The sequence below is a fragment of the Pedobacter psychrotolerans genome (genome assembly GCF_004340665.1).
Taxonomy (GTDB): Bacteria; Bacteroidota; Bacteroidia; order Sphingobacteriales; family Sphingobacteriaceae; genus Pedobacter; species Pedobacter psychrotolerans.
Window position 1 is genome coordinate 530,384 of the sequence record NZ_SLWO01000003.1, and the last position, 22,668, is coordinate 553,051.

Sequence of the window (22,668 nt, forward strand, 5' to 3'; positions counted from 1 at the left end):
TTTAAACGTGAAGTTTTGGTTTTGGCTTTCGCCATTCCCAGGGCGCTATAGGGTGTTCATCGTGCCATAAGCCTATCCTGTTTTTTCTTGCCGTTATTTCGAGTTGTGCATAAATAACCTGCATCAGTAGAATATTTTTTATAATGCCAGGCCATTCCCTTTCTGATCATTTCCTGGTTGAGCACTTGCTTTTTCTGGTTAATAATCACCGCAATGAGCCTTTTATACCTGTCGTATTTCTGGCCATATATCATAACATTCTGCCCAAAGCATAAATCAGACAGCGCCTGCTTCGCATTCTTACCAAAGGGTTGTGAACGTCTTTTTTCAGGGCAATCAATATGTGCTAACCGGATTTTTATTGGGGTGTTTTTGTACAAAACTTCCATCGTATCACCATCCAAAATGCGAATCACCTTCGCACTGAAAGTTTGGTTTTTGAGATTTATATCTGGTATTTCTGTTCTTTTGAAAAAAGGCTGAAGGAATAGTAATAAAATTATTGTGGTTATTTTTCCCATTTACATAAGGTTTTACCCTGATCTCTTGCTTTATCTAAAGAGATTGAAATTAATTTATGACTGCAATTACTCAGGCCACGGCAATTGGAACTGAGGTGGTATTTTTTGCCTCCACCGCTGTTGCAAAGGTAAACAGTTGCAGGTTCTTTACAAGTGGCTACAATTTAAAAGAAAAGGCATAAGCAAAGGGTTTTCATGGGATGATGTATTACAAAAGGGATTCAAAATGTGGGGTTGCCAGTTCCGTGAAACCACAAAGCAACCACCACATCTTTTTGAGCACCAATTGTTAAGCTATTATTCTTTGAGTGATTTTCTGACTCAAAATTAATATCTAGCGCTAGGTATTTTATACGGGAAACCGTAAAGCGTAATTTTTTTATAGAAAATATTGGCGTAGTGTTTTCTGTTGTTTCTGACTTGGAAACAAGGATGGATGTATTTTAAGAATTGTTTTAGATGTTATTAAATAATGCCGAAATCTTTACAATTCGACAGACTTAGTATGACATTTCAACTTTATGATACAATCTTATTTCTATTTTAAATAGTTAATTCAGATAGGAATGGTGTGAAAACTACTTATTAAATCTGTCTTCGAGGATTAAAAATCCTCAGGAATACTGATCGGGATTATAAATCCCGACCAACTGTAAATCATTAGTTTATTTTTGGAGGTGGCATATGTCCATGCTCCCCACCCGTATCATCACTAGGGGGTTGATCACCAGGATCTTCACTTGTAGCATTAGTTGCATTTATAGTGGTTGTTGCACCATTTGTAGATGATGTGGTTGAAGGATTTACGAATCCTAATAGCATGGCAATAAATAGAGGGATAAACATTGTTTTAGAATTATAGATGAAATACTGTTAATCTTTCCAAACTGCTCGAAAAGATACAATAAGTGAATATAAATAAAATCCCAATTCAGCGAAGATGAATCGGGATTTAAAGTCGTTAAAACTAAAATATTATTTTGCCAGTCTAACCACAGATTGTGCCATTGTTGGTGTGGCAACAGCATCAAGATTCGGAACAGGCAGCTTTACCAAAAGCTTTGCAAATGATGCGGCATCATACTTCTTAGCCAGGCTTGCAAAATCATTTACTGTGGTAGATATTATTCTTAAGGTTAATAAATACCATTTATTCAGGTTTCTGATTTTTTGACTGTTTTCGTTTCCATTGCAGTAAGCCCGGTTAATTTTTTCATGATAATCAAATTGAACCTGATCTAAGAAACATAGTTTTTCTGTTATTTGGGATAAAGCATCATCAGATAAATTTAACCCTTTAACAGCCAATACGCAATTGTTCTGAACCAGGTAATCTAATCCATCAAAAGATATAACGGTTGGATTATCTCTGTTTAAAATATATTGTGGTGCTGAAAAATTTGCTGATATAGCACTTTTTGCATTGCGATTTTTATTAAGCTCATGCTTGGCTAAAATCATTTTTTTAATCAGCTCATTTCCGTTTACATGCTCATAAGTATCAAAAGCTGTACTTGTTGTTTTTACATTTTGAGCAAAAGTACTTACCGTCAAGATTACTAATGTTGCAGTAAGACAAGTGGTTCTTGAAAAAAAAGAAAATTGTTTCATGGTTTAATATCTGCTGCAAAGATAATTAAAATGCCAGCTACACGTAAGTCTTACGTATTTCTAATATTACAGTTTTGTTCCTAAATGTGATATTTATAATGACATAAATCAATTTTTTATTTTCTACATCGTTTTGCTTTGAATAGATCTCTTTTATATTGGTCTGTATTCAAGTGATTTGTAGATAAAAAAGAATAGTGATGCCCTGAAATTAGCATATCATGGCCAATTTTAATTTTCAAAGGCTTATAACCTGAATACATTCATTCGTAATCATGATCTTTTGATTTTGGTATGTAAACTTTATTTGACTTGATGTTACTGTATTCCAGAGTTTGTTTTTCTTAGATAAACTAATTGGCCACCCTAGGATTTTGATCGGTAAATGACGTATAGCAAGGCGCAAATGAATATATTTACGCTACAAAACAAAGGCATTTTTTGTCTGATAAGATTTAACTATATTTTATGAGTGATGATTTTTTTGGCTACCTGTTTAAAAAGCGGAGTAGTGATAAACATATGCCATCTAATGAAGTCATTGCGCATTGGGCCGCTAAAATTGTCGATTTATTATACCCTGAGCATAGTGTAACCTGGTTTGAAAGTGAAGCCGATTTAGTGGCGTACACTCAAGGGTTAAAATCAGAATTATTTGGCATTGCATCGGCTTGTAATACAGAAAATTCCGTTAATAGTCGTTTAATAACGGATCTTTTCTTTGCGCAGCTCCCAGCGCTTTATCAAACACTTAACACCGATATTTCGGCGATTTATAAAGGTGATCCTGCAGCCGTTAGCGAATTTGAAGTGATTAGAACATATCCCGGGTTTTATGCCATTTGCTTTTATCGCATTGCACACGCTCTACATACGCTTGGCCTTAGGCTCATTCCAAGAATTCTGACTGAACATGCGCATTCAAAAACCGGAATCGATATTCATCCTGCGGCAGAAATTGGCGAATACTTTTATATTGATCATGGAACTGGTATCGTTATTGGGGAAACCACTATTATTGGTGAACATGTAATGTTATATCAAGGCGTAACATTGGGCGCTATGAGTGTAAAGAAGGTGTTTGCCGGGAGTAGAAGGCACCCTACGGTAGAAGATCGGGTAGTTATTTATTCAGGAGCAACTATTTTGGGTGGAGATACCACCATCGGGCACGATAGCGTGATTGGCGGAAATGTATGGCTAACAGAAAGTGTAAACCCCTATTCATTGGTTTATCATTCACCAACCATTACTATTAGAAATATAAAGGAAAAGAATTAAGCAGTATGTCAGGAATTGTAGATTTAATCGGAAATACGCCAATGGTTGCGCTCAGTAAGCTCAACCCGAATCCAAAGGTGAAAATTTATGCCAAATTGGAAGGGAATAATCCAGGTGGAAGTGTAAAAGACAGGGCTTCCTTAAATATGATCCGCAGTGCGATAGAACGAGGCGAGATTAAACCAGGTACAAAACTAGTGGAAGCCACCAGTGGAAATACCGGAATTGCACTTGCCATGATTGCTAAACTTTATGATTTGGATATTGAACTGGTGATGCCTGAAAATTCTACCCGCGAGCGTAAAGTAACCATGGAAGCATTTGGTGCGCAGGTTACCTTACTTGAAAGCATCGAGGCTTGCAGGGATTATGCCGAAGAAAAAGGGGGATCAGATGGCTATTTTCTTCTTAATCAATTCGCTAACCCTGATAATTTCCTGGCACACTATAAAACTACCGCACCTGAAATGTGGAGGGATACGGACGGAAAGATTACGCATTTTATCAGCTCAATGGGTACAACAGGCACCATTATGGGTTGTTCCAGATACCTTAAAGAGCAAAATCAATCGGTTCAAATTGTGGGGTGCCAGCCGACAGAAGGATCTTCCATTCCTGGAATCCGCCGCTGGCCTAAAGAATACTTACCAAAGATTTTCGAACCGGAACGGGTAGACCGGGTAATGGATATTAGTCAGGAAGAAGCCGTTGAAATGTCGAGGCGGTTAGCCAAGGAAGAAGGCATTTTTGCAGGAATGAGTTCTGGCGGGGCATGTGCAGCTGCCATTCGTTTAGCTTCAGAACTGGAGTCTGGCTTATTGGTTTTTATTACTTGTGATCGAGGTGATCGATACCTCAGCAGTGACTTGTTTGGTTAATAAACATCAAGCACTAATGCTATTTTATTTTCCAATTCTTTTGCTGTTTAAATATTTTCTGAGTGGAATATCATATAATATCATGGTGAGGTAAGCGAATCCTAACAATAAAAGAATTCCCATTGTAATCACAAATGCTAATTCAATTCCTTGCGGTTTGAACGTATTATAATAGTTGCCGAACATCCAAATGGCGGCGTAATGTGTCATGTACAAAGGATAAGAGATTTTTCCTAGAAAGGCACAAAGTTTTTTTAAGCTTTCATGAATACTCGTGCCAGCCCCCAATGCAATTAATAATGGGAAATAGAAGAGCACCACTAAAAGTTCGGACAGCCAGTTATATTGAAAAAATGGCATTACTAATGTTAAACTTAAAAGGATAGAAAGGCCTATAAAACCCAGTTTGTTTTTGATGATCCATTTAAAACGGAAGATCAAAAGGCCAGCTAAAAACGAATATAAAATTCTTGCACCACCATCCCAAAAGTTTGATCCGGCCCAGCCGCCCATGAGTGATCCACTATTGTAGGCTACGGTACCAAGAACGAAAGCGCCCAGAATAGCCAAAACCAGCAAATACTTTTTACTCAACCTGTATAGTATAAAAGCATAAAATATATTGGCAACATATTCCCAAAATAATGACCACGCTGGCGCATTTAAACCAAATAAATTAAAGCCTCTTTCTTCTATAATCGGAAAAGGAATTAATAGTGCGGAACTCAAAAAAAGCAGTATAATTTTTCCAATGCTAAAAATTCCTGGATGGCCACCAAAGGGATCAAATAAAAAGGCAAGCAAGCCCAGGATAGATCCTAATAATACCAAAGGATGAAGCCTGATGATTCGTGATTTGAAAAACTCGACCATGCCTATTTTTTCCATTCGATCATCATAAGCATATCCAATTACAAAACCCGAAAGGCAGAAAAAGAAATCGACAGCAAGAAAGCCGTGGCCAATGATGTTCTTGGTGTAATCGGGATACACCATTTCCATAAAATGATAGGTTACAACACCTAATGCGGCTATTCCCCTCAAACCATCAAGCACGGTAAAATGTTGTTTGGTTTGGAGCGCTTGTGGCATTAAAACATTCATGTTCAGCTTTTGAGTATGATTAAACTTATGGGGCTTAATCACAAGAATAACCATTTATTCAGGCTTTTCAAACAAGAATGATTAAAAGCTTCCTATTTAAATTAGAATAAGGCCCTAAAATATTTTAAGACCTTATTCTAAATTGATGTTAAACGGAAACAGCGCCAAGCTGTTGCAATACACTTAATGCATCAACTAAAGACCAATGTTCCACTATTTTTTCATTGGTAAATTTCAGAATATAAATGACATCATATTTAACTTTAATGCCCGTAGCCGATACATTCATAAAAAGGTCTTTGTGGGTACCTTCCAATGTGAAATGGCAGGTTACCTTATCTCCATCACCTAATATGTGGTTGAAGCTAATTTTCAAATCCGGGAAGGCAAGGCCATAAATCTGACTGATGTCCCTATATCCGTCTGCACCCGTTCTTTGCCCTGGAAATGGATTTTGAATGGTTACGCCACTATCAACAAACTGATCAATGGCATCGATATTTTTTTGATTAAATAACTCATCAAAAAACACTTTACAAATTGCTTTATTTTTTTCTACCTGATTATCCATATTATTCTTTTGCTGAAACTTTTATTTACAACAGGATAGTTTTGTTGTTGTTTCCAGAAATTAAAAATCCTTATAAAAAGGTTATATGATCAGTGTAGACTTGACTTCTGCTATGCGCTCTTTATGGCAATGCATTCATTAGTCTTTATGCTAAAAACATTCTACTTCCCAATATCGCTCCCAGTTCTGGCCCTTTTCTAGTTTAATGATACCTTCCTTATGAGCAAGCTCCTGGTCATGCGCTACGCCATCTGCTACGCCACACCAAGGTTCTAAACAAACAAATGGTGCATCAGTTGCAGCCCAGATGCCAAAAAACGGAAAATCATCAAAATGGAAATGTAAACCATAATCATTCTTCGTGTTTAATAAGCTAATGCAATTACTTTGCATCGTTTTAAACACTAAAGCATCATTATAAAAAAGTTCATGTTTTAAATTTAGTTTATGTCCGTTAAGGTGAATGTTGCCCGTTTCTTTCGCAATTAAACCGTTATCCAGCTTCCAGTAGGTGAGCTTTTTGTCTGCGTTAAAGGCCAGGTAATAGTCGGTATAATCTGTATTTGGTGCATTTGGAACGGCAAAAGCAGGGTGTGCGCCAATTGAAAAAAGTAGTTCGCCCTCACCCGTATTGATTACTTTATACGTAAGATTTAGTTTCCTGTCGATGAGTTGATATTTCAATCTGAGCTCAAAATGAAACGGATAAACTTTAAGGCTCTCTTCAGACTGGGTTAAGGTGAAAACAGCTTCGGTATCACTTATTTTATGGTGATCAAAAACCTGATCTCTTGCAAAGCCATGACGGGGCAAATGATAAGTTTCGTTTTGATAAGTAAAGCTGTCGTTTTTTAAAGCGCCAACAATCGGGAATAAAACCGGGCTATGTTTGGCCCAATATTTATCATCCCCATTCCAAAGGTAGTCTAGTTTGGTTTCTTTACTAAATAAGCGTTGAAGTTCTGCACCTTTAGCCGCTAAGCTTACTTTTAAGTATTCGTTTTCAAGAGTTATCATGGTGTGCTAAAGTAACAAATATGATGCTTTAAAAAATATCTTTTTTACTAAATTTGAGCAATTCATGGTAGTAGCATCCTTTGCATTCCATCATTATTGATGATGATTCATTTTTAAGTCTGTTCTATCGCCATCACATCAGGAAAACGCTAACAGAAATTAGCTTATCAAATTAAAAAACAATTATGGCTGTAGATTTATCAAAATTATCAAACCCTAAAGTTAAAGCAGCAATTACAGCCTTGCAGAATGGTGATTTAAAGGGTTGGTTTGCTTTGTTTAGTGAAAACGTGGCATTTTATGATGATGGCAATCAAGTTCAGTTCAACAATTTCTTTAAAAAAGCTTTTGGCCATGAGCGTTTCATTAGCATTGATGCCGTAGAAGATAACGGACTCTCTGTATATGGAGATTTTCATTCCGATCAATGGGGCGATTTTAAAACGGTTTTCAAATTTCAAATCGATAAAAGCGGAAAGATCAGCAGGCTAGATATTGGACAAGCTTATGAGTCTGGAGTCTAAAGTCCTTAGTCATAAGTCTTGATTTACGACTAAGGACTCCATACTAAAGACTAACTTTTCTCTTCCCAGATGCAGGCAATATTAATAATGGTTTGCACGGCTTTTTCCATATCCTGTACACTTACCCATTCTTGTTTACTATGAAAAGCATGTTCCCCGGCAAATATATTTGGACATGGTAATCCCATAAAGGATAATCGTGAACCATCTGTGCCACCGCGAATGCTTTGTTTTTTAGCGGTAACGCCTGCTCGCTCAATGGCCTCAATTCCAAATTGAACTATTTGTGGGTATTGATCCAAAATTTGCTTCATGTTTCGATATTGTGCTTTAATGTCTAAACTGAAGGTAGCGTTTGGATATTTGGACATCACGTTTTTTACCGTATTTTCCAGTAATTGCCCATGTGCTGTTAATTTTTCGTCGGTAAAATCTCTAATGATAAAATGTGCTTCAGCTTGTTCTACCTGGCCAGATATGCTTACAGGATGAATAAAACCTTCTTTTTGATGCGTGGTTTCAGGAGTTAGGGTATCTTTTGGTAAAGCCGCAATAATTTCTGCAAGAATTTTTATAGCACTTTCCATTTTGCCTTTTGCAAAACCGGGATGCGTACTCACGCCATTAATGATCAATGTAGCACCGTCGGCAGAAAAGGTTTCATCTTCAATCGAGCCCAATGTTTCCCCATCTATAGTGTACCCAAAATCTGCACCTAATTTCTCCACATCCAGTTGATCAACCCCACGGCCAATTTCTTCATCAGGCGTAAACAGAATTTTAATTGTTCCGTGCTTTACCTCTGGGTGCTGGATCAAAAAGTTTGCAGCTTCCATAATTTCAGCAATTCCTGCCTTGTTGTCTGCACCCAATAAAGTTGTGCCGCTGGCCGTGATAATATCATGACCAATTTGGTGTTTTAAGTCTGTATGTTCAGACATTTTTAGCACAATATTGACGTCATCAGGCAGAATCAAATCTGCTCCTTGATAATTGTCATGAATAATCGGTTTTACACCATTGCCACTACAATCCGGAGAGGTATCCATATGAGAACAGAAAAAAATTACAGGGATTTTTTTATTTGTATTGGATGGAATTGTACCATATACATATCCATTTTTATCCATTTCTGCATCAGAAACGCCCATTTCTATTAATTCTTCAACCAATAGCGTACCTAAATTCTTTTGTTTTAAAGTGGAAGGGCAGGTAGTAGAACCGGGATCAGATTGGGTATCTATTGCTGCATATCGGATAAATCTTTGGGCTAAAGACTGGTCTAAATTAATGTACTTGCTCATAATTCAAAGGTAAAAGTTATAAATATTGAATAAACATATTATTTTTGTAAAAAAACACCATGACATCTAAGCGCCTCAGGTCTACGCTCCTTATTGTTTTATGCTCTCTAATTATTAACTCATCTTTTGCGCAATCTAATTATTTTAAATGGTCTGCCGGTTTTGGTGCCGGGCCTAATTTTTCTAAAACAGATGTGGCAAAAGGCAGTTGGGGCCATACAGCCTATGGAGAAGTTAATCATTACCTAACTCCTTTTGTATCTATGGGTGTTGAAGCACAATATGGTTTAGTACAGGGTGGAAATATTAGAACAGATCCGCATAACAGGCAATTTGTAAATGAATATTCCAGCATCAGCCTAAATTTTAAAATGGCTCTTGGTGAATTAATTGATTTTGAAAGCAGTAAATTTCTTGATAATATTAAAAGTGCTTATGTTGGTATTGGCGTTGGGGTAATTCGAAATAATATCACCGATATTGTACGTATTAAGCCACTTTGGGCAGCATATGACCCAGGGTTTGGTCCGTTTCCGGGAGAAAATAAAACCAATAACCTTTGGGTACCCTTAAATTTAGGATATAATTATTATCTGTACGATGGTTACGGTTACATACGCTATGCTATCAATCTTAATCTTCAGAGTAACTTTACTTTTGGTGAGGGATTAGATGGATACGACGATCCATCAACTAAGTTTAAAAATTACTCACCTGATTCGTACAATGCCTATAGCATCGGATTTAAATACTTTTTTGGAAACACCAGAGCTTATCGTAGAACTTTGTAGATTAGGGCCTTTATATCTACAATCTTTTCTATGAGAAATCTTTTTGTGTTTTACCTGATGTGCCTATCATCATTTGCTTCTGCTCAAAAAACGCCTTTCGAGCAAAGTAAAAAAACACAAACAGCAACCTATCCAGAAGCCATTGCTTATTATAAGCTGTTGGCAAAACAGTACCCACAGGTAAAACTTTTTAGCTATGGTAACACCGATTTTGGTCAGCCATTAGAGCTATTGGTTTTATCAAAGGATCAGATTTTTGATCCGTTAACAATCAAAAAAAGAAAGAAAACTGTTTTGCTCATTAACAATGGCATTCATCCGGGTGAACCTGAAGGGATAGATGCCTCCATGATGCTGAGCAGAGATTTGCTGAAAGGTAACAAGCTCCCAAAAGATGTGGTTATTTGTATTATTCCACTCTATAATATTGATGGTAGTTTTAACAGAACTTCAACCTCCAGGGCCAATCAAAATGGTCCAGTGTCTTATGGTTTTCGTGGCAATGCGAAGAATCTGGATTTAAACCGTGATTTCATTAAAACAGATTCTAAAAATTCAGCTGCATTTCAATTGATTTTTAATACCTGGAAGCCGGAAATTTTTGTGGATACGCATACCAGCAATGGCGCCGATTATCAATATGTCATGACCTTGATTCCGACTCAAAAAGATAAGCTAAATACCATTTTATCAGGATATTTAACCCATACTTTGGTTCCGGGTTTGTATGAAGCTATGGCAAAACAAGGTTATCCTATGATTCCATATGTAAATTCAATTGCCGAAACTCCTGAAAGTGGAATTACCGGATTCATAGAATCTCCAAGATATTCTACAGGATATGCCGCATTGCACAATGTGATTGGTTTTATGCCAGAAACACACATGTTAAAAGCATATGATCTTCGTGTTGATGCTACCTATAAATTACTGCAAAGTTATATCGATATTATTCAGCGTGACGCAAAACTGATTCTGGAAAATAAACAAAGGGCAGACGAGTTTGTAGCCAGGCAGACTGAATTTCCTTTAACCTGGCAGTTAAATAAAAATGAAGTTAACAAAATCACTTTTAAAGGTTTTGAAGCCGGGCAAAAACCAAGTGTAGTAAGTGGCTTAAATCGATTGTATTACGATAGAAGTAAACCATACACCAAAACAATTCAGGAATGGAATAAGTTTGAACCTGCAATTTCTGTTCAGAAACCATTGGCTTACATCATACCTAAAGCCTGGGACAAAATGATTGTACTTTTGAAACTGAACAACGTGAAAATGCAGGAGCTGAAAAGTGATACCAAAATCGAAGTAGAAAGTTATTATATTGAAGATGTGAAAACAGGTTCGAAGCCTTATGAAGGGCATTATCTGCATACGGGGGTGAAAGTAAATCCTAAGAAGCAAAAGCTTCAATATTATGCTGGTGATGTTATCATATATGTAAACCAAGAGAATAATCGGTACATTGTAGAAACCTTAGAACCACAGGCAACAGATTCTTTTTTTAACTGGAACTTTTTTGATTCTATTCTGGATATGAAAGAACATTATTCAGCTTATGTTTTTGAAGATACAGCAGAAGGGATCTTAAAAAGTAATCCTCTGTTAAGGGCTCAATTGGAGGAAAAGAAATCTTTAGATACTGCTTTTTCAAAAAACGCTGCGGCTCAGCTTGATTTTGTCTATAAAAATTCTGATTATTACGAGAAAACACATAATCGGTATCCGGTTGCCAGGTTAATGACAACGGTAAAACTAAATTTAAAATAATCCAAATGGAATACTTAAACGTGGCTCCTGTAGCCTCTATCATTTTCGTTTTTACACTGGTTACCAGTCTTTATGCTTTTTATGATCAAAGCTTGTATGGTAAGTTTATGCTGCACCCTTATAGTGTTTCTAAGGGGCATAAGGTTTTTACTTTAATTACAAGTGGCTTAATTCATGCAGATTGGATGCACTTGTTCTTCAATATGTTTACCTTTTATGCCTTTGCATTTACCCTTGAACAAATGATGGGCAGCTGGCAGTTTGGCTTACTTTATTTTTTAAGTTTAGTGTTGAGCGATTTACCGACAGTGTTTAAACATAAGGATGATTTTCACTACAATAGCTTGGGTGCATCCGGCGCTATTAGTGCGGTGCTTTTCAGTTATATTTTGTTTAATCCGATGTCTAAAATTTACATCATGTTTATCCCGATTGGAATACCTGCAGTGATTTTTGGCGGATTGTACCTGGTTTATTGCATGTATGCCTCTAAAAATTCAAGAGATAATATTAATCATGATGCGCACTTTTTTGGAGCTTTAACCGGATTAATTTTTACCGTGATTTTTGTACCCAACATCATTCAGCATTTTATTGCTGCTTTATCCGGCGGTAGGTAAACAGGGGTTTTCGAAAAAACTCATGGGATTATTTGGGTCTTTAATAATTTCAAATTGCACATAACCCCAGGGTTTCCAAAAGTTTTCCAATACCTGGGCATAAACCTTATGCTGCCAAACATCAAACAAAGGTTTACTCATGTTTCCACGAAGGGGCATGGCTTCAAAGTAGGTGGTGCCTTCAACCGGCATAATCGTGTATTCTGGTAAGCGATTGAACAGGTAAGCTGAATAATAAAACCGGGCAGTTAATTCTTCAAATTGTTCGGCTGTTAAAGACTTTCCGCTTATCTCATTAATAATCTCCTGATGAAACCTTTTGTTCGTGCCATTATCCTGCAGACAGGCTATAATGCCAAAATCTTTTAGTTTTAAGGAGAAGGTAAGGGTATTTATTTCATCGCGGAAGCTAAATGGCGTCTCCTCATTTTCAAGTTTAACGATAGTAATCGACCATGGAGAAAAATCTTCAAATTCGATGCTGGTGTACAAGTTTTGTAACATGAAATTCAGGTTGGCAAATTTCATCATCAGCGATTGCGACATATTTAAGCCGTCCGCCGTCATTTCCTTCCGCAGGGCTGAATGCATTTCGATGTACACAAAACCATATAAAAACTTACCAATCCAGTTAAATATTTCCAGTTCAGTTAGAGCAGTTACGCCCGCATAACCACTCGCAAAAGCATGCTCTATTTTATTTTCGAGCGGATTTAAAAATTGCTCATCCACTTCGCTGTTTACCGGGATTACAAGTGTGTTATATGACCGGATGCTTTCATCTAAAAATTGAATTTGCTCTTCGCCGGTTAATCCAGCTTGTGCCAGTAACCATTTTGGAATAAGCGGCACCTGAATGACAGGTGAATTAAATGTATTGCCGCTTAGAAAGCATTTTTTATATAGAAAATCGAAATTTTGAAAGGGATTGTATAAGCCAGTATTCATCGTTGCAATATTAGCCATTATATTTTTAGGGCTTACGGAAGATGTTTTATTTTAACGTTGCGATTACGAAATGAAACGATTCCCTGGTCGGTGGCGCACCACCAGACGCAAATTTGATGATTTGTAATTTGGTTGATGAGCCACCAACCAAGGGTTTGCGTTTTGAAAAGATCCTGAATCAAGTTCAGGAAGACGTACGAGCGGATAACTGATGTGATTCGCTGTCATGCGGAGGTACGAAGCATCTGCCTCCTACAGGAACCTGAACAATAATTATGAATACCTTAATAACTATTGTAAAAATAGCTGATATTCTCCACCAGTTGATTATAAATTGGTTTGGTAAACTCTAAAAATAAGGCTCCAGGCGGCGGAGGAAGAATCTCTTTTCTTCTGGTCATGGCCAATTGGTTTTTATTCAGTGCACGTTCATCGCCCTGATAACTCCCCCAACTGTCTCTCCATACAAAAGTGCCTGGAAATTTTTGTTGTTTAATAATTTTCCGGCTCTGCCAATCTGTAATGGTCATGTCCAATAAACCTGAAGAAGAAATACTTTTTTCAAAAATACTTAGTGTTGCTGTCACTGTTCCGTACACTGGTTTTTTATCCCTCGTTTCCCCTACCAGAATACTATCACGTTTAAGTTTTTCTACTCTTTCCTTTACATAAGTTTGGCCAACAACAAAATCATCAAAATTTAAGCTTAATACCTGATCAGGAATCACCTTATCGGTCGTTGCTTGATCTTCACTATAAAAAATCACAAATTTATTTCTGGCGTAATTGCTCACGAACTGGTCAATTTGCTGCTGAAAATAATCTCCGCTAAGCTTATATGGCCCCCTGTTAATGATAATCGGCTGAACAACTACACGGGTAACCGCAGCCCAGAAAGCATCATCCATTTTGGTTTTAACATCTTTATAGTCTGGTTGAAGGTTTTGTACCTTTTCAAACTCATAATAAGCTTTCTTAGCCGAAAGGCGATTGTTTTCATTGAGGTAAGCCATGCCCGAATTGTAACGGGCCACCGCAGCATTATAACGACTATCGGCTAATTCTTTAATGTATTTTATAGGATTAGGAACAATAACCAAACAGGCGGGACAGCTATTAATATCATCAGCCAGTTGATTAATTTTCTGATAATCGTACATAATTGATTCCCATCTGAATAAATCATTTGACAGTTTAGCCTCATTAATTTTTCGGAGGTGATCTTGTAATGCAAGCTCGTAGGCCATTTTTAATACCTGCATGGCTTCGGTGTTTTTTGGCGAATTTTGTAATCTGCCTACAGCTTTTGCAACTGAGGCATCATAATCACCTTTCTGCAATGCGTTTTTGCCTGTGGTACATCCGCCTAAAATTATGAGGGATAAATAAATAAAATAACGTAATCTTGGGAGGTTTTTCATAAACAGCGCATTTAGTAGTTATTGGATGAATATAGTTAATGTTTTATTCATCCGTGATTAGATTTTAATCAAATTTCTAATCCTTTATTAAGAAGACGATTGATCATGAAGATTAGTTACAAGCCATTTGAATTAGAGTTGAAACACCCTTTCTCCATCTCTAAATTTACACGCACCAGTACCCCCTTAATGCTATTGAAAATTCATTATGGTGATATTTTTGGATATGGCGAAGCCTCAATGGTGCCTTATATGGGCGAAAGTTATGAAACGGCACAAGCATTTTTAAAACAGGTTGATTTAAGTCAGTTTAAACATCCTTTTAATTTCGAAGAAATTATTGCCTATTTGGATGGTATAGCACCTGGTCAGCCAGCGATTAAAGCGGCCATTGATATTGCTTTAAATGATATTAATGGTAAGATTTTAAATAAACCCTGTTACGAAATTTATGGAGCTGACCCCCTAAAAATGCCGGTAACTTCTTATACCATCGGGATTGACACACCTGAAGTCATTCGTGAAAAGTTAAAAGACGCTGAGCAGTTTAAAGTAATTAAAGTGAAGCTGGGACGGGATAATGATCGGGAAATTATTCAAACCATTCGGAGCATGACCAATGTTCCTCTTTATGTAGATGCCAACCAGGGTTGGACTGACCGGATCCAAGCTATTGACTTGATTTATTGGCTTCATCAGCAGGGAGTTGTTTTAATTGAACAGCCGATGGATAAAAATGATCCCGATGGAAATGCATGGTTAACAGCGCGAAGCCCTATTCCACTACTGGCAGATGAAGCTGTACAGCGTTTAGGTGATATGGAAAAACTGAAAGGTGCCTATCACGGTATTAATGTAAAGCTGATGAAAAGTTGTGGGATGTATGAAGGCCATCAAATGATTTTGAAAGCACGCACCTTCGGTATGAAAGTATTGATTGGCTGCATGAGTGAAACCAGTTGTGCCACACTTGCCGCCGCTGCGCTGGCACCACTTTGTAACTGGGCAGATTTAGATGGTCCATGGTTAACCAAAAACAATCCATTTACAGATCCAAAATTTGAGGACGGAAGGTATACTTTAACGCAGTTGCCGGGTTTAGGTCTGCAAGGGATTACTTCGGGTCTTTTTCCTTAAAAGATTTTCGAATGTCTTTAGTTAACTGATATTTAAAATAAAATAAACAACACACTACACCTACTAAAAATCCGGCAGGGAGGTATTTTGCGTTATTGTAACACCATACTAAACCAAAAATAGAAAGAATGATGGCCAGGTTATAAAAGATATTTAGTGCGAATTTTTTGCCCACAATTTAATGATTGAATGAAAATGATTGGATGTTGGAGCGATTGATTGAGAAAATGATTGAATGGTTTGTAGAATACTCGTCATTGCGAAGCTGGGTGGAGCGAGCTGAAGCAATCTATTTTTTTAAGAGAGATTGCTTCGTGCCTCGCAATGACGATATTTTTAATATACAGGCATATTCGGATCAAACGCCTCTTGCCAAGCTAAAATCCCACCTTTTAAGTTGTAAAGATTTTCATATCCGTACTGTGCTTCTAATTGCATTACTGCGGCTGCACTTCTTTTTCCACTGCGGCATTGAATAATTACCGGTTTATCTTTTGAAACCTTATCAGCCTCAATTAAAATTCCGCCTAGTGGAATATTTTCTCCATCCAGGTTGGAAACTTCATATTCGAATGTTTCACGAACATCGATTAATTGAAAATCTTCTTTATTGTCAATTTTCTCTTTTAGTTCTTGTACCGATATTTCTTTCATTTTGATTTTTGTGTTTATGCAAATATAGGGAATTCAATTTTACGGTTAACATCAAAAAAATGCCATATAATCTTTTGTTATGCTGTAACAACTTTAGCCCTTAGGCGTTTAACTATAAAATAAAATGGACAAGCTGAATCGTTTCTTCTGGTTTTGTTCTGGCGCACATATCCCAACACTGGAAAAGTATCCATCAGAGCAAAATAAATATACAGGCATTGGTGCCACCATCTTTTTTACAGGATTATTTGCAGCATTATCGGGCGGATATGCCATGTATTTCGTTTTTAAGGGTGATGATTTAGCGGTTATTTTTGCTATCGTTTTTGGGTTTTTATGGGGTGCGGCTATCTTTAACATGGATAGGTACATTGTATCAAGTATCAACAAAAGTGCCAGTACTAATAAACAGCTTTTACAGGCAACCCCACGTATTTTATTGGCTATTATGATAGGGATGGTTATTTCCAGGCCAATTGAGCTTAAGATTTTTGATAAGGAAATTAAGGAACGTTTAAAGGTGAGTTACCTGAATGGGCAAAGATCCAAGATAGATACCTTAAATAAAGCTTTTGAAAATAAATATCAGGTAGAATTCGGCCGTTTAAATAAGCAAAAAGCCACACGTGATTCATTGGAGAAAGGAATTAAGGCTGACCGACAGAAATTAAACTTCGAAATTTTCGGCAATAAAACTGCAGAAACCTCTGGCGTAATGGGCTATGGGCCTTATGCTAAACGTAAAGAAGCTGAAATTAAACAGCGTGAGGTGGAGCTGGATTCGCTAAAAGCAAATATTAATAAATCAGAATCTTTTGTAGATAAGCGCAAGGAATTTGATGGTTTGTTTACCGAAAAACTGTACACTAAAAAACAACTCGATAGTTTGGCAGACCTCGCTGGCTTTGCTGATCGGAACTGGGCCCTGGGTCAGTTAAAGTTTAATGTTGATGGTTCTAGTGATAGCAATACGGCAACGGCAGTGACTTTTATTGGCTTGCTCTTTATTTTCTTCGAATGTTTGCCCGTATTTGTTAAGCTGATGAGTGCTCGCGGACCTTATGATTATGCCACATCTGATGGAGATGAAGTATTCATTTATCAATCTAAAAAGGATAAAGATTTCCATTTTGAAGTGGCCGATAACATTCATGAAACACGGGTAGATTCAGAATCATCGAAGCGAAAGGAAATTATTAAAGGGAAAGCGTATCGTGATTTAGAAAAACACGACTGGGATCAGGATTAACCGTCAGCTTAATAAGCTAAATCTATTATTTATCAATTATTTTACACCTTAGCTGCTGCATTCTTAGTAATTTAAGCCCATCAAACCTTTTTTATGAAGAAATTTTTAGGCACAACCCTATTCAGTGTGCTTTCGCTTTGCGTTTTTGCTCAAAAAGAAATTAGTTATACTGTTACGTTTCCAAATGCGATTCATCACGAAGCTGAAATCGCTATGAGTATTCCTAATGTTCCAACTGGAAATCTAATAGTGAGAATGAGTCGTTCTTCTCCAGGGCGATATGCCACGCATGAGTTTGGTAAAAACGTATATAACCTTAAGGCTTTTGATGCAAATGGTAAAGCTTTAAGCATTAAACAATCTGCAGGTGATGTTTATGAAATTCCATCGCATAGTAACCAAGTAAAAGTAACTTATACCCTATTTGGAAACTGGATTGATGGCACTTATGCTGGTTTCGATGAAACGCATGCCCATATGAATATTCCAGCAACTTTTGCTTTTCCGGTGGGAATGGATGATCGTCCGCGATTGGTAAAGTTTGATTATACGGGCAAACAACAATGGAAAGTAGCTACTCAGCTTAAACCTTTGACTAACGATACTTATTTTGCGCCAAATCTCCAGTATTTTATGGATAGCCCAATAGAAATAGCAGATTATAAAACAGCAAAATGGGAGGTTAAAAACAAGGATGGAAAAGTACAAACTATTCATTTGATTACGCATTCTAATGATAATCAGTCTACTATTGATCACTATGCAGAGATGCTGAAGAAAATGGTGGATGAGCATTTTGCAGTCTGGGGTGAATTTCCAACCTATGATTATGGTAATTATTACTTTCTTGATGATGTGTACCCGGATAATGCAGGTGATGGAATGGAGCATCGAAATTCTACATCTATTGTTCAGCGCACACCAAAAATTGAAGGTTATGAAGCCAATTTATTGGGCACTTTTTCTCATGAATATTTTCACAGCTGGAACGTAGAGCGCCTTCGTCCGAAAACGTTGGAGCCTTTCAATTTTGAACATTCAAACATCAGTAATGAACTTTGGCTGGCAGAAGGATTTACACAGTATTACGGTGGGTTACTATTAACCAGATCTGGATTAAAAACAGTTGATAATGCTGTTCAGGCTTTTAATGGAATGGTGAATGCTGTTTTAAATACTCCAGGTGCGAAAAATTTCTCTCCGGTACAAGCCAGCCGATATGCTGTATTTGCCGATGCAGGAGTCGCGATTGATCAAACCAATGCGGCTAATACTTTTCTTTCTTATTATACTTATGGTGCAGCTACGGCCTTAGCCTTAGATCTTCGTTTACGTGCTGAATTTAAACTCACGCTTGATGATTACATGCGTGCCCTCTGGAAAGCTTATGGAAAACCTGAAATCGCTTACACCATTCCTGATTTAGAGAAAACTTTAGGTGAACTGACCAAAAATCAAGCATTCTCTAAGGATTTTTTTAGTAAGTATGTTTACGGAACAGATAAAAACGATTATGCAAAGCTTTTGCTAAATGCAGGTTTCGTGTTGCGTAAAGCTAGCCCAGACAAGGCGTATGCTGGCTTTGGACGGTTAAATGCTGTAAATGGTAAAGTGGTTTTGCCGCAAACACTTATAGGCTCACCAGCTTACCGGGCAGGCTTAGATGTTGGGAATATTATTTTAACCATGGATGGAAAAACGATAACTGATATTTCAGAAATTGATGCCATTACTGCTGCACACCAACCTGGAGATACCATTTCAATCACTTATCTTTATCGAGGAGAACAAAAAACAACCCAATTAACTTTTGCAGAAAATCCGGCTTTGGAAATAATAGCGATAGAAAAAACCGGAGGAATATTAACTCCAGCCATGCAGCAGTTCAGAGATCATTGGTTAAACTCACAGGTAAAATCTAAATAACGTCAAAATATATAGTCTATGAAGAAAATATTCTTTTTAACGCTTGCTGGTATGGCCAGTTTACAGCTGAGTGCACAAAACATCGATAAAATCATCACCCGTGAATATACCGATCACCTGATCAAAACTTTAAGCAGCGATGAAATGCAAGGGCGTGCAACCTTTACACCTGGTATTGATAAAGCTGCTACTTTCATCGAATCTGAATTTAAAAAAATAGGTCTTCAACCCTTAACAGGAGAAAAAAAATTTAGACAGACATTTTATAAATATCAGGTGGCCAGCCAAGGCAAAACCATTAAAATTGATGGAAAAGATATTGCTGAAGAAAATGTAATTGTATCAGGCATTAATGCGGAAAATATCAACTTAGATAAGTCGAACACAACCATTGTAAAACTTGATCCAGAGAAGCCATTTGTAAACCAGTTCAGGGCAATGATGTCAGCAGGAAAAAACCAACTGGTTTTAGTTGATGCTAAATTTGCAGAAAATTTTAAGCGATATAAAGGCTTTTTTGATAAGCCTGTAACCATTGATGAAAAAGATATTAATAGCACATCGAATGTACAAGTTTTTGTATTGGGTGCTAATGAGGCTACAGATTTTAATGTGGAGCTGAAAAGTAAAGTTGCTAAAATGCCATTGTTTAATGTCGCGGGTATGATTCCTGGTAAATCAAAAGCTAAAGAACTGATTGTTTTTTCTGGTCATTACGATCATTTGGGTGTGATGAAAAGTGTAGAGGGCGATAGCATTGCGAATGGGGCTGATGATGATGCTTCAGGAACAACAGCTATGATTGCGCTGGCTAAGTATTATAAAGCACAAAAAAATAATGAACGTACCTTGATTTTTGTGGCTTTTACGGCTGAAGAAATTGGTGGTTTTGGTGCCAGATACTTTTCGGGCAAATTAAATCCTGATGATGTGGTGGCCATGTTTAATATTGAAATGATAGGAAAAGATTCTAAATTCGGAAAAAACACCGCATTTATTACGGGTTATGATAAGTCGGATTTTGGAAAGATTTTACAGAAAAATTTAGCTGGCACAGAATTTACTTTCCATCCAGACCCATATATTAAAGAAAACTTATTTTACAGAAGTGATAATGCCACTTTAGCCGCTTTGGGTGTGCCGGCACACACTATTAGTACGGATCAGATTGATGTAGACAAATTTTATCATACGGTAAAAGATGAATACGGCACATTGGATGTGGAAAATATTTTATCAACGATTAAGGCGATTGCCAAGAGTGCAACTTCTATTGTTAATGGCACAGATACACCCACCAGAATACCAAAATTAAAGTAATATACTAATCTGTGATCCTCACAAAGGTTAGATACAGATAAGCCGCAGATAAGCAGATTTTTGATCCATGAATATTGGTGTCATCTGCAATCTGCGGCTTTTTAATGAATGTTCTGAGTAATTAAAATCGGTACTCCATTACATAATCATCCATATAATAGCCTTCGCCGATATCTAGTTTCATCGATTCTTTGATGGTGAAGCCACCTTTCAAATAAAAATCTTTTGCGTTATTGTGCTTGTTTACATTTAGTTGCAAGGCTGATGCACCTGCGTTTTTAACCTGATTAAAAACCTCATTAATCAAAAGTTTGCCTACGCCTTTTCCATGGGCTGATGGTAGCACATAAAGCTTATGAAGTTTATAGATCTTTTCTTCCAGGTTAATGATAGAATAGCCTGCAAATCCATATTGGTTCTGGTTGTCTTCCGCGATCAGGAAAATATGCCCTTCCAGAAATTGCTTTAACAATTCTCCTTTATTGTACATTTTTTCCAGCATGTAATCAATTTGCGCTTGTCCAATAATGTCTAAATAGGTGGATGGCCATGTTGCTGCGGCAATGTCACGAATGATCTCAATATCTTGTTCTTTGGCTTTTCTTAATGTAATCATATTGGTTCACTGATAAAAATTGGTTGTCCGGAAAAAGTAAATTCTACAAAGCCATCCACAACCACTACAAAAATTTCTTCTTCGGTTTGCATCAGGTTGGTTACTTCAAGGTATCGGTTTCCATGGATTAAAAACTCACTACCGGCAGGCTTCCAAACTGAAAATCCAGATTTGATAGGGTAGTGTTTTGCCTTTTCAGTAAAAACCACGAGGTTAATCTGATCTTCGAAACCGGCAAATTTTTCCAGATCAAATTTACGGGCAATAACATTTACCGCCGGATATTTCTCTTCGTACAGATAATTTATGGCTACCATTAAAGCATCAACCGGGCCCTGAATAATCTTCGTATCCTCCTGAACATCTTCAGTGGTTCCGTTCACCAGCACATCAACTTTTAAACCAAGCGAAAAAATTTTATCATAATTTTCGCCATTTACCAAAAGTGTTGGGCTCCACTCTAAAAGCTGACCTAAAAGTTCTTCATTAAAATTGCCAAGCTCATCAATATATAAAGCTGGCTCTTGTTTTTCTTTTACAATGTGGTGTGATGACATAATGCGAATATAAAAAAAAGTATCAATTAGCAGGAATCACCCTTACTAACCTTTCACCGCATCATAAAAATCCTGATAAGCTTCAATGAAATCGTCTGCAGAATGGATTGCCTCAGAAATGGCAACACCATAAATTCCGGCTCGCATTAACGTTTCTACATCATAAATTTTGATTCCTCCAACAGCCAGAATAGGCATGGTAATGTGGAGAGATTCAAGTTGTGGCATAATTGTCGAGTAACCTTCGATACCTAAAAGCGGTAAATCATTGGGTTTGGTATTCGTGCTTGCAAAAGGACCAAGTCCAATATAATCTGCGCCTTCCTTAGCCAATCTGATCATATTTTCAATCGTATGCGCTGAACCTCCTAAAGTGATATCATTTCCAACCAACTTACGCAATGCTACAAAATCAGCATCCATATTTTCAATGTGAAATCCCTGAATATCTGCTTTGCCATTTAAATGAATATGGTCGGTTACGATTAAGGTTGTACCCCAATCATCACAAATTTCTGCAACGGTATGAATGTCGGTCAGGAGTTCTTCATCGGGTTTACTTAAACAGCGATATTGAATCCATTTTGCGCCGGCTTCGCAAGCCAATTGAGCCTGTTCAATATGTGTAAATTGAGGGATATCATGGGTGATGTATTGAAGCTTCTCGATGTATTTCATGATGATGCGATTCAGATGGGTGAAAATTTAAACCCGAAGGTATGAATATATCAGATTAACCAAATAATGGATGTAATATCAATACAAAATCTATCATCTAATGAATGTAAGGGCATTTAAGATGAGTAGTCCAATCTTATATTTTCTTACATTCCTTCTAGTAAAGAATT

The 22,668-nt window shown here is 37.1% G+C and carries 25 protein-coding genes; 11 read left to right on the top strand and 14 right to left on the bottom strand.

All coding sequences use genetic code 11. From position 1 onward, the window contains the following. Positions 1–56: 56 nt before the first annotated feature. Positions 57–521 (bottom strand): thermonuclease family protein, encoded by a 465-nt coding sequence (locus EV200_RS09630; RefSeq protein ID WP_229676818.1) that lies wholly within the window; start codon positions 519–521, stop codon positions 57–59. 56 nt (positions 522–577) lie between these two features. Between EV200_RS09630 and EV200_RS22090 the strand changes: the two genes are divergently transcribed. Continuing rightward, complete coding sequence (locus tag EV200_RS22090; RefSeq protein ID WP_262707929.1) at positions 578–703, top strand: hypothetical protein; 126 nt, start codon at positions 578–580, stop codon at positions 701–703. A 478-nt stretch (positions 704–1,181) separates the two neighbouring features. Here the strand turns inward: EV200_RS22090 and EV200_RS09635 are convergent, their stop codons facing one another. Continuing rightward, entirely contained in the window at positions 1,182–1,367 is a 186-nt protein-coding gene (locus EV200_RS09635) for a hypothetical protein (RefSeq protein WP_132531657.1), read from the bottom strand. A gap of 129 nt (positions 1,368–1,496) precedes the next feature. Continuing rightward, complete coding sequence (locus tag EV200_RS09640) at positions 1,497–2,132, bottom strand: hypothetical protein (RefSeq protein WP_132531660.1); 636 nt, start codon at positions 2,130–2,132, stop codon at positions 1,497–1,499. 468 nt (positions 2,133–2,600) lie between these two features. Between EV200_RS09640 and epsC the strand changes: the two genes are divergently transcribed. Then, positions 2,601–3,413: a serine O-acetyltransferase EpsC gene (epsC, locus tag EV200_RS09645; protein WP_132531663.1), complete on the top strand. Its 813-nt coding sequence runs from the start codon at positions 2,601–2,603 to the stop codon at positions 3,411–3,413. Between the two features lie 5 nt (positions 3,414–3,418). Next, a complete protein-coding gene (gene cysM / locus EV200_RS09650) occupies positions 3,419–4,291 on the top strand; it encodes a cysteine synthase CysM (protein ID WP_132531666.1) in 873 nt (290 codons plus the stop codon). Between the two features lie 24 nt (positions 4,292–4,315). Here cysM and EV200_RS09655 read toward each other — a convergent pair whose 3' ends face one another. From EV200_RS09655 to EV200_RS09665, 3 genes are all read right to left on the bottom strand, one after another. Further along, positions 4,316–5,395, bottom strand: coding sequence for an acyltransferase family protein (locus EV200_RS09655; protein WP_132531669.1), 1,080 nt, complete (start codon positions 5,393–5,395; stop codon positions 4,316–4,318). Positions 5,396–5,543: 148 nt separating this feature from the next. Further along, complete coding sequence (locus tag EV200_RS09660; RefSeq protein WP_132531672.1) at positions 5,544–5,966, bottom strand: ester cyclase; 423 nt, start codon at positions 5,964–5,966, stop codon at positions 5,544–5,546. Between the two features lie 150 nt (positions 5,967–6,116). After that, positions 6,117–6,983: an aldose 1-epimerase family protein gene (locus EV200_RS09665; protein WP_132531675.1), complete on the bottom strand. Its 867-nt coding sequence runs from the start codon at positions 6,981–6,983 to the stop codon at positions 6,117–6,119. A gap of 185 nt (positions 6,984–7,168) precedes the next feature. On the opposite strand from EV200_RS09665, the gene EV200_RS09670 reads away from it, so the two are divergent. Next, entirely contained in the window at positions 7,169–7,507 is a 339-nt protein-coding gene (locus tag EV200_RS09670; protein ID WP_132531678.1) for a nuclear transport factor 2-like protein, read from the top strand. A 50-nt stretch (positions 7,508–7,557) separates the two neighbouring features. On the opposite strand, the gene pepT is transcribed toward EV200_RS09670, so the two are convergent. Then, the gene (gene pepT, locus EV200_RS09675; protein ID WP_132531681.1) at positions 7,558–8,811 is read right to left on the bottom strand and encodes a peptidase T; all 1,254 of its coding nucleotides are present in this window, start codon (positions 8,809–8,811) and stop codon (positions 7,558–7,560) included. 59 nt (positions 8,812–8,870) lie between these two features. Between pepT and EV200_RS09680 the strand changes: the two genes are divergently transcribed. Genes EV200_RS09680 through EV200_RS09690 form a run of 3 tightly spaced genes read left to right on the top strand, consistent with a single transcriptional unit; the run spans position 8,871 to position 11,992 of the window. After that, positions 8,871–9,602: a hypothetical protein gene (locus EV200_RS09680; RefSeq protein WP_132531684.1), complete on the top strand. Its 732-nt coding sequence runs from the start codon at positions 8,871–8,873 to the stop codon at positions 9,600–9,602. A 30-nt stretch (positions 9,603–9,632) separates the two neighbouring features. Next, positions 9,633–11,372: a M14 family zinc carboxypeptidase gene (locus tag EV200_RS09685; protein ID WP_132531687.1), complete on the top strand. Its 1,740-nt coding sequence runs from the start codon at positions 9,633–9,635 to the stop codon at positions 11,370–11,372. Positions 11,373–11,377: 5 nt separating this feature from the next. Continuing rightward, positions 11,378–11,992: a rhomboid family intramembrane serine protease gene (locus EV200_RS09690; RefSeq protein WP_132531690.1), complete on the top strand. Its 615-nt coding sequence runs from the start codon at positions 11,378–11,380 to the stop codon at positions 11,990–11,992. On the opposite strand, the gene EV200_RS09695 is transcribed toward EV200_RS09690, so the two are convergent. Both EV200_RS09695 and EV200_RS09700 read right to left on the bottom strand, forming a co-directional pair. Beyond that, the gene (locus EV200_RS09695) at positions 11,975–12,958 is read right to left on the bottom strand and encodes a hypothetical protein (protein ID WP_132531693.1); all 984 of its coding nucleotides are present in this window, start codon (positions 12,956–12,958) and stop codon (positions 11,975–11,977) included. The genes EV200_RS09690 and EV200_RS09695 overlap by 18 nt on opposite strands. Before the next feature lie 266 nt (positions 12,959–13,224). Then, entirely contained in the window at positions 13,225–14,361 is a 1,137-nt protein-coding gene (locus tag EV200_RS09700) for a hypothetical protein (RefSeq protein ID WP_132531696.1), read from the bottom strand. A gap of 105 nt (positions 14,362–14,466) precedes the next feature. Between EV200_RS09700 and EV200_RS09705 the strand changes: the two genes are divergently transcribed. After that, the gene (locus EV200_RS09705) at positions 14,467–15,498 is read left to right on the top strand and encodes a dipeptide epimerase (protein ID WP_132531699.1); all 1,032 of its coding nucleotides are present in this window, start codon (positions 14,467–14,469) and stop codon (positions 15,496–15,498) included. Here the strand turns inward: EV200_RS09705 and EV200_RS09710 are convergent. After that, positions 15,476–15,673 (bottom strand): DUF6358 family protein, encoded by a 198-nt coding sequence (locus EV200_RS09710; RefSeq protein WP_029281176.1) that lies wholly within the window; start codon positions 15,671–15,673, stop codon positions 15,476–15,478. The two genes, EV200_RS09705 and EV200_RS09710, sit on opposite strands and share 23 nt — an antisense overlap. A 161-nt stretch (positions 15,674–15,834) precedes the next feature. Beyond that, the gene (locus EV200_RS09715; protein ID WP_088301097.1) at positions 15,835–16,152 is read right to left on the bottom strand and encodes a rhodanese-like domain-containing protein; all 318 of its coding nucleotides are present in this window, start codon (positions 16,150–16,152) and stop codon (positions 15,835–15,837) included. Between the two features lie 124 nt (positions 16,153–16,276). On the opposite strand from EV200_RS09715, the gene EV200_RS09720 reads away from it, so the two are divergent. The 3 genes from EV200_RS09720 (at position 16,277) to EV200_RS09730 (ending at position 20,647) form a co-directional block, all read left to right on the top strand. Continuing rightward, positions 16,277–17,401 carry a DUF4407 domain-containing protein gene (locus tag EV200_RS09720; RefSeq protein WP_132531702.1) on the top strand — a complete coding sequence of 375 codons (1,125 nt, stop codon included), beginning with the start codon at positions 16,277–16,279 and terminating at the stop codon, positions 17,399–17,401. 93 nt (positions 17,402–17,494) lie between these two features. Further along, complete coding sequence (locus EV200_RS09725; RefSeq protein ID WP_132531705.1) at positions 17,495–19,327, top strand: M61 family metallopeptidase; 1,833 nt, start codon at positions 17,495–17,497, stop codon at positions 19,325–19,327. 18 nt (positions 19,328–19,345) lie between these two features. Then, complete coding sequence (locus EV200_RS09730; protein ID WP_132531708.1) at positions 19,346–20,647, top strand: M20/M25/M40 family metallo-hydrolase; 1,302 nt, start codon at positions 19,346–19,348, stop codon at positions 20,645–20,647. A gap of 121 nt (positions 20,648–20,768) precedes the next feature. Here EV200_RS09730 and EV200_RS09735 read toward each other — a convergent pair whose 3' ends face one another. The 3 genes from EV200_RS09735 to EV200_RS09745 are packed head-to-tail and all read right to left on the bottom strand — an operon-like array spanning position 20,769 to position 22,498. Further along, positions 20,769–21,263 carry a GNAT family N-acetyltransferase gene (locus EV200_RS09735; RefSeq protein ID WP_132531711.1) on the bottom strand — a complete coding sequence of 165 codons (495 nt, stop codon included), beginning with the start codon at positions 21,261–21,263 and terminating at the stop codon, positions 20,769–20,771. Beyond that, on the bottom strand, positions 21,260–21,820 hold the full coding sequence (locus EV200_RS09740) for a thiamine pyrophosphokinase (protein WP_132531714.1): 561 nt from the start codon (positions 21,818–21,820) through the stop codon (positions 21,260–21,262). The genes EV200_RS09735 and EV200_RS09740 overlap by 4 nt, the downstream gene beginning before the upstream one ends. A 45-nt stretch (positions 21,821–21,865) precedes the next feature. After that, entirely contained in the window at positions 21,866–22,498 is a 633-nt protein-coding gene (locus EV200_RS09745) for a thiamine phosphate synthase (protein ID WP_132531717.1), read from the bottom strand. Between the last annotated feature and the right edge of the window lie 170 nt (positions 22,499–22,668).

Excerpts from the sequence above, each read along its gene's own strand:
- EV200_RS09630 (WP_229676818.1), bottom strand. The coding sequence starts at position 521 with ATGGGAAAAATAACCACAATAATTTTATTACTATTCCTTCAGCCTTTT.
- EV200_RS22090 (WP_262707929.1), top strand. The coding sequence starts at position 578 with ATGACTGCAATTACTCAGGCCACGGCAATTGGAACTGAGGTGGTATTT.
- EV200_RS09635 (WP_132531657.1), bottom strand. The coding sequence starts at position 1,367 with ATGTTTATCCCTCTATTTATTGCCATGCTATTAGGATTCGTAAATCCT.
- EV200_RS09640 (WP_132531660.1), bottom strand. The coding sequence starts at position 2,132 with ATGAAACAATTTTCTTTTTTTTCAAGAACCACTTGTCTTACTGCAACA.
- epsC (WP_132531663.1), top strand. The coding sequence starts at position 2,601 with ATGAGTGATGATTTTTTTGGCTACCTGTTTAAAAAGCGGAGTAGTGAT.
- cysM (WP_132531666.1), top strand. The coding sequence starts at position 3,419 with ATGTCAGGAATTGTAGATTTAATCGGAAATACGCCAATGGTTGCGCTC.
- EV200_RS09655 (WP_132531669.1), bottom strand. The coding sequence starts at position 5,395 with ATGAATGTTTTAATGCCACAAGCGCTCCAAACCAAACAACATTTTACC.
- EV200_RS09660 (WP_132531672.1), bottom strand. The coding sequence starts at position 5,966 with ATGGATAATCAGGTAGAAAAAAATAAAGCAATTTGTAAAGTGTTTTTT.
- EV200_RS09665 (WP_132531675.1), bottom strand. The coding sequence starts at position 6,983 with ATGATAACTCTTGAAAACGAATACTTAAAAGTAAGCTTAGCGGCTAAA.
- EV200_RS09670 (WP_132531678.1), top strand. The coding sequence starts at position 7,169 with ATGGCTGTAGATTTATCAAAATTATCAAACCCTAAAGTTAAAGCAGCA.
- pepT (WP_132531681.1), bottom strand. The coding sequence starts at position 8,811 with ATGAGCAAGTACATTAATTTAGACCAGTCTTTAGCCCAAAGATTTATC.
- EV200_RS09680 (WP_132531684.1), top strand. The coding sequence starts at position 8,871 with ATGACATCTAAGCGCCTCAGGTCTACGCTCCTTATTGTTTTATGCTCT.
- EV200_RS09685 (WP_132531687.1), top strand. The coding sequence starts at position 9,633 with ATGAGAAATCTTTTTGTGTTTTACCTGATGTGCCTATCATCATTTGCT.
- EV200_RS09690 (WP_132531690.1), top strand. The coding sequence starts at position 11,378 with ATGGAATACTTAAACGTGGCTCCTGTAGCCTCTATCATTTTCGTTTTT.
- EV200_RS09695 (WP_132531693.1), bottom strand. The coding sequence starts at position 12,958 with ATGGCTAATATTGCAACGATGAATACTGGCTTATACAATCCCTTTCAA.
- EV200_RS09700 (WP_132531696.1), bottom strand. The coding sequence starts at position 14,361 with ATGAAAAACCTCCCAAGATTACGTTATTTTATTTATTTATCCCTCATA.
- EV200_RS09705 (WP_132531699.1), top strand. The coding sequence starts at position 14,467 with ATGAAGATTAGTTACAAGCCATTTGAATTAGAGTTGAAACACCCTTTC.
- EV200_RS09715 (WP_088301097.1), bottom strand. The coding sequence starts at position 16,152 with ATGAAAGAAATATCGGTACAAGAACTAAAAGAGAAAATTGACAATAAA.
- EV200_RS09720 (WP_132531702.1), top strand. The coding sequence starts at position 16,277 with ATGGACAAGCTGAATCGTTTCTTCTGGTTTTGTTCTGGCGCACATATC.
- EV200_RS09725 (WP_132531705.1), top strand. The coding sequence starts at position 17,495 with ATGAAGAAATTTTTAGGCACAACCCTATTCAGTGTGCTTTCGCTTTGC.
- EV200_RS09730 (WP_132531708.1), top strand. The coding sequence starts at position 19,346 with ATGAAGAAAATATTCTTTTTAACGCTTGCTGGTATGGCCAGTTTACAG.
- EV200_RS09735 (WP_132531711.1), bottom strand. The coding sequence starts at position 21,263 with ATGATTACATTAAGAAAAGCCAAAGAACAAGATATTGAGATCATTCGT.
- EV200_RS09740 (WP_132531714.1), bottom strand. The coding sequence starts at position 21,820 with ATGTCATCACACCACATTGTAAAAGAAAAACAAGAGCCAGCTTTATAT.
- EV200_RS09745 (WP_132531717.1), bottom strand. The coding sequence starts at position 22,498 with ATGAAATACATCGAGAAGCTTCAATACATCACCCATGATATCCCTCAA.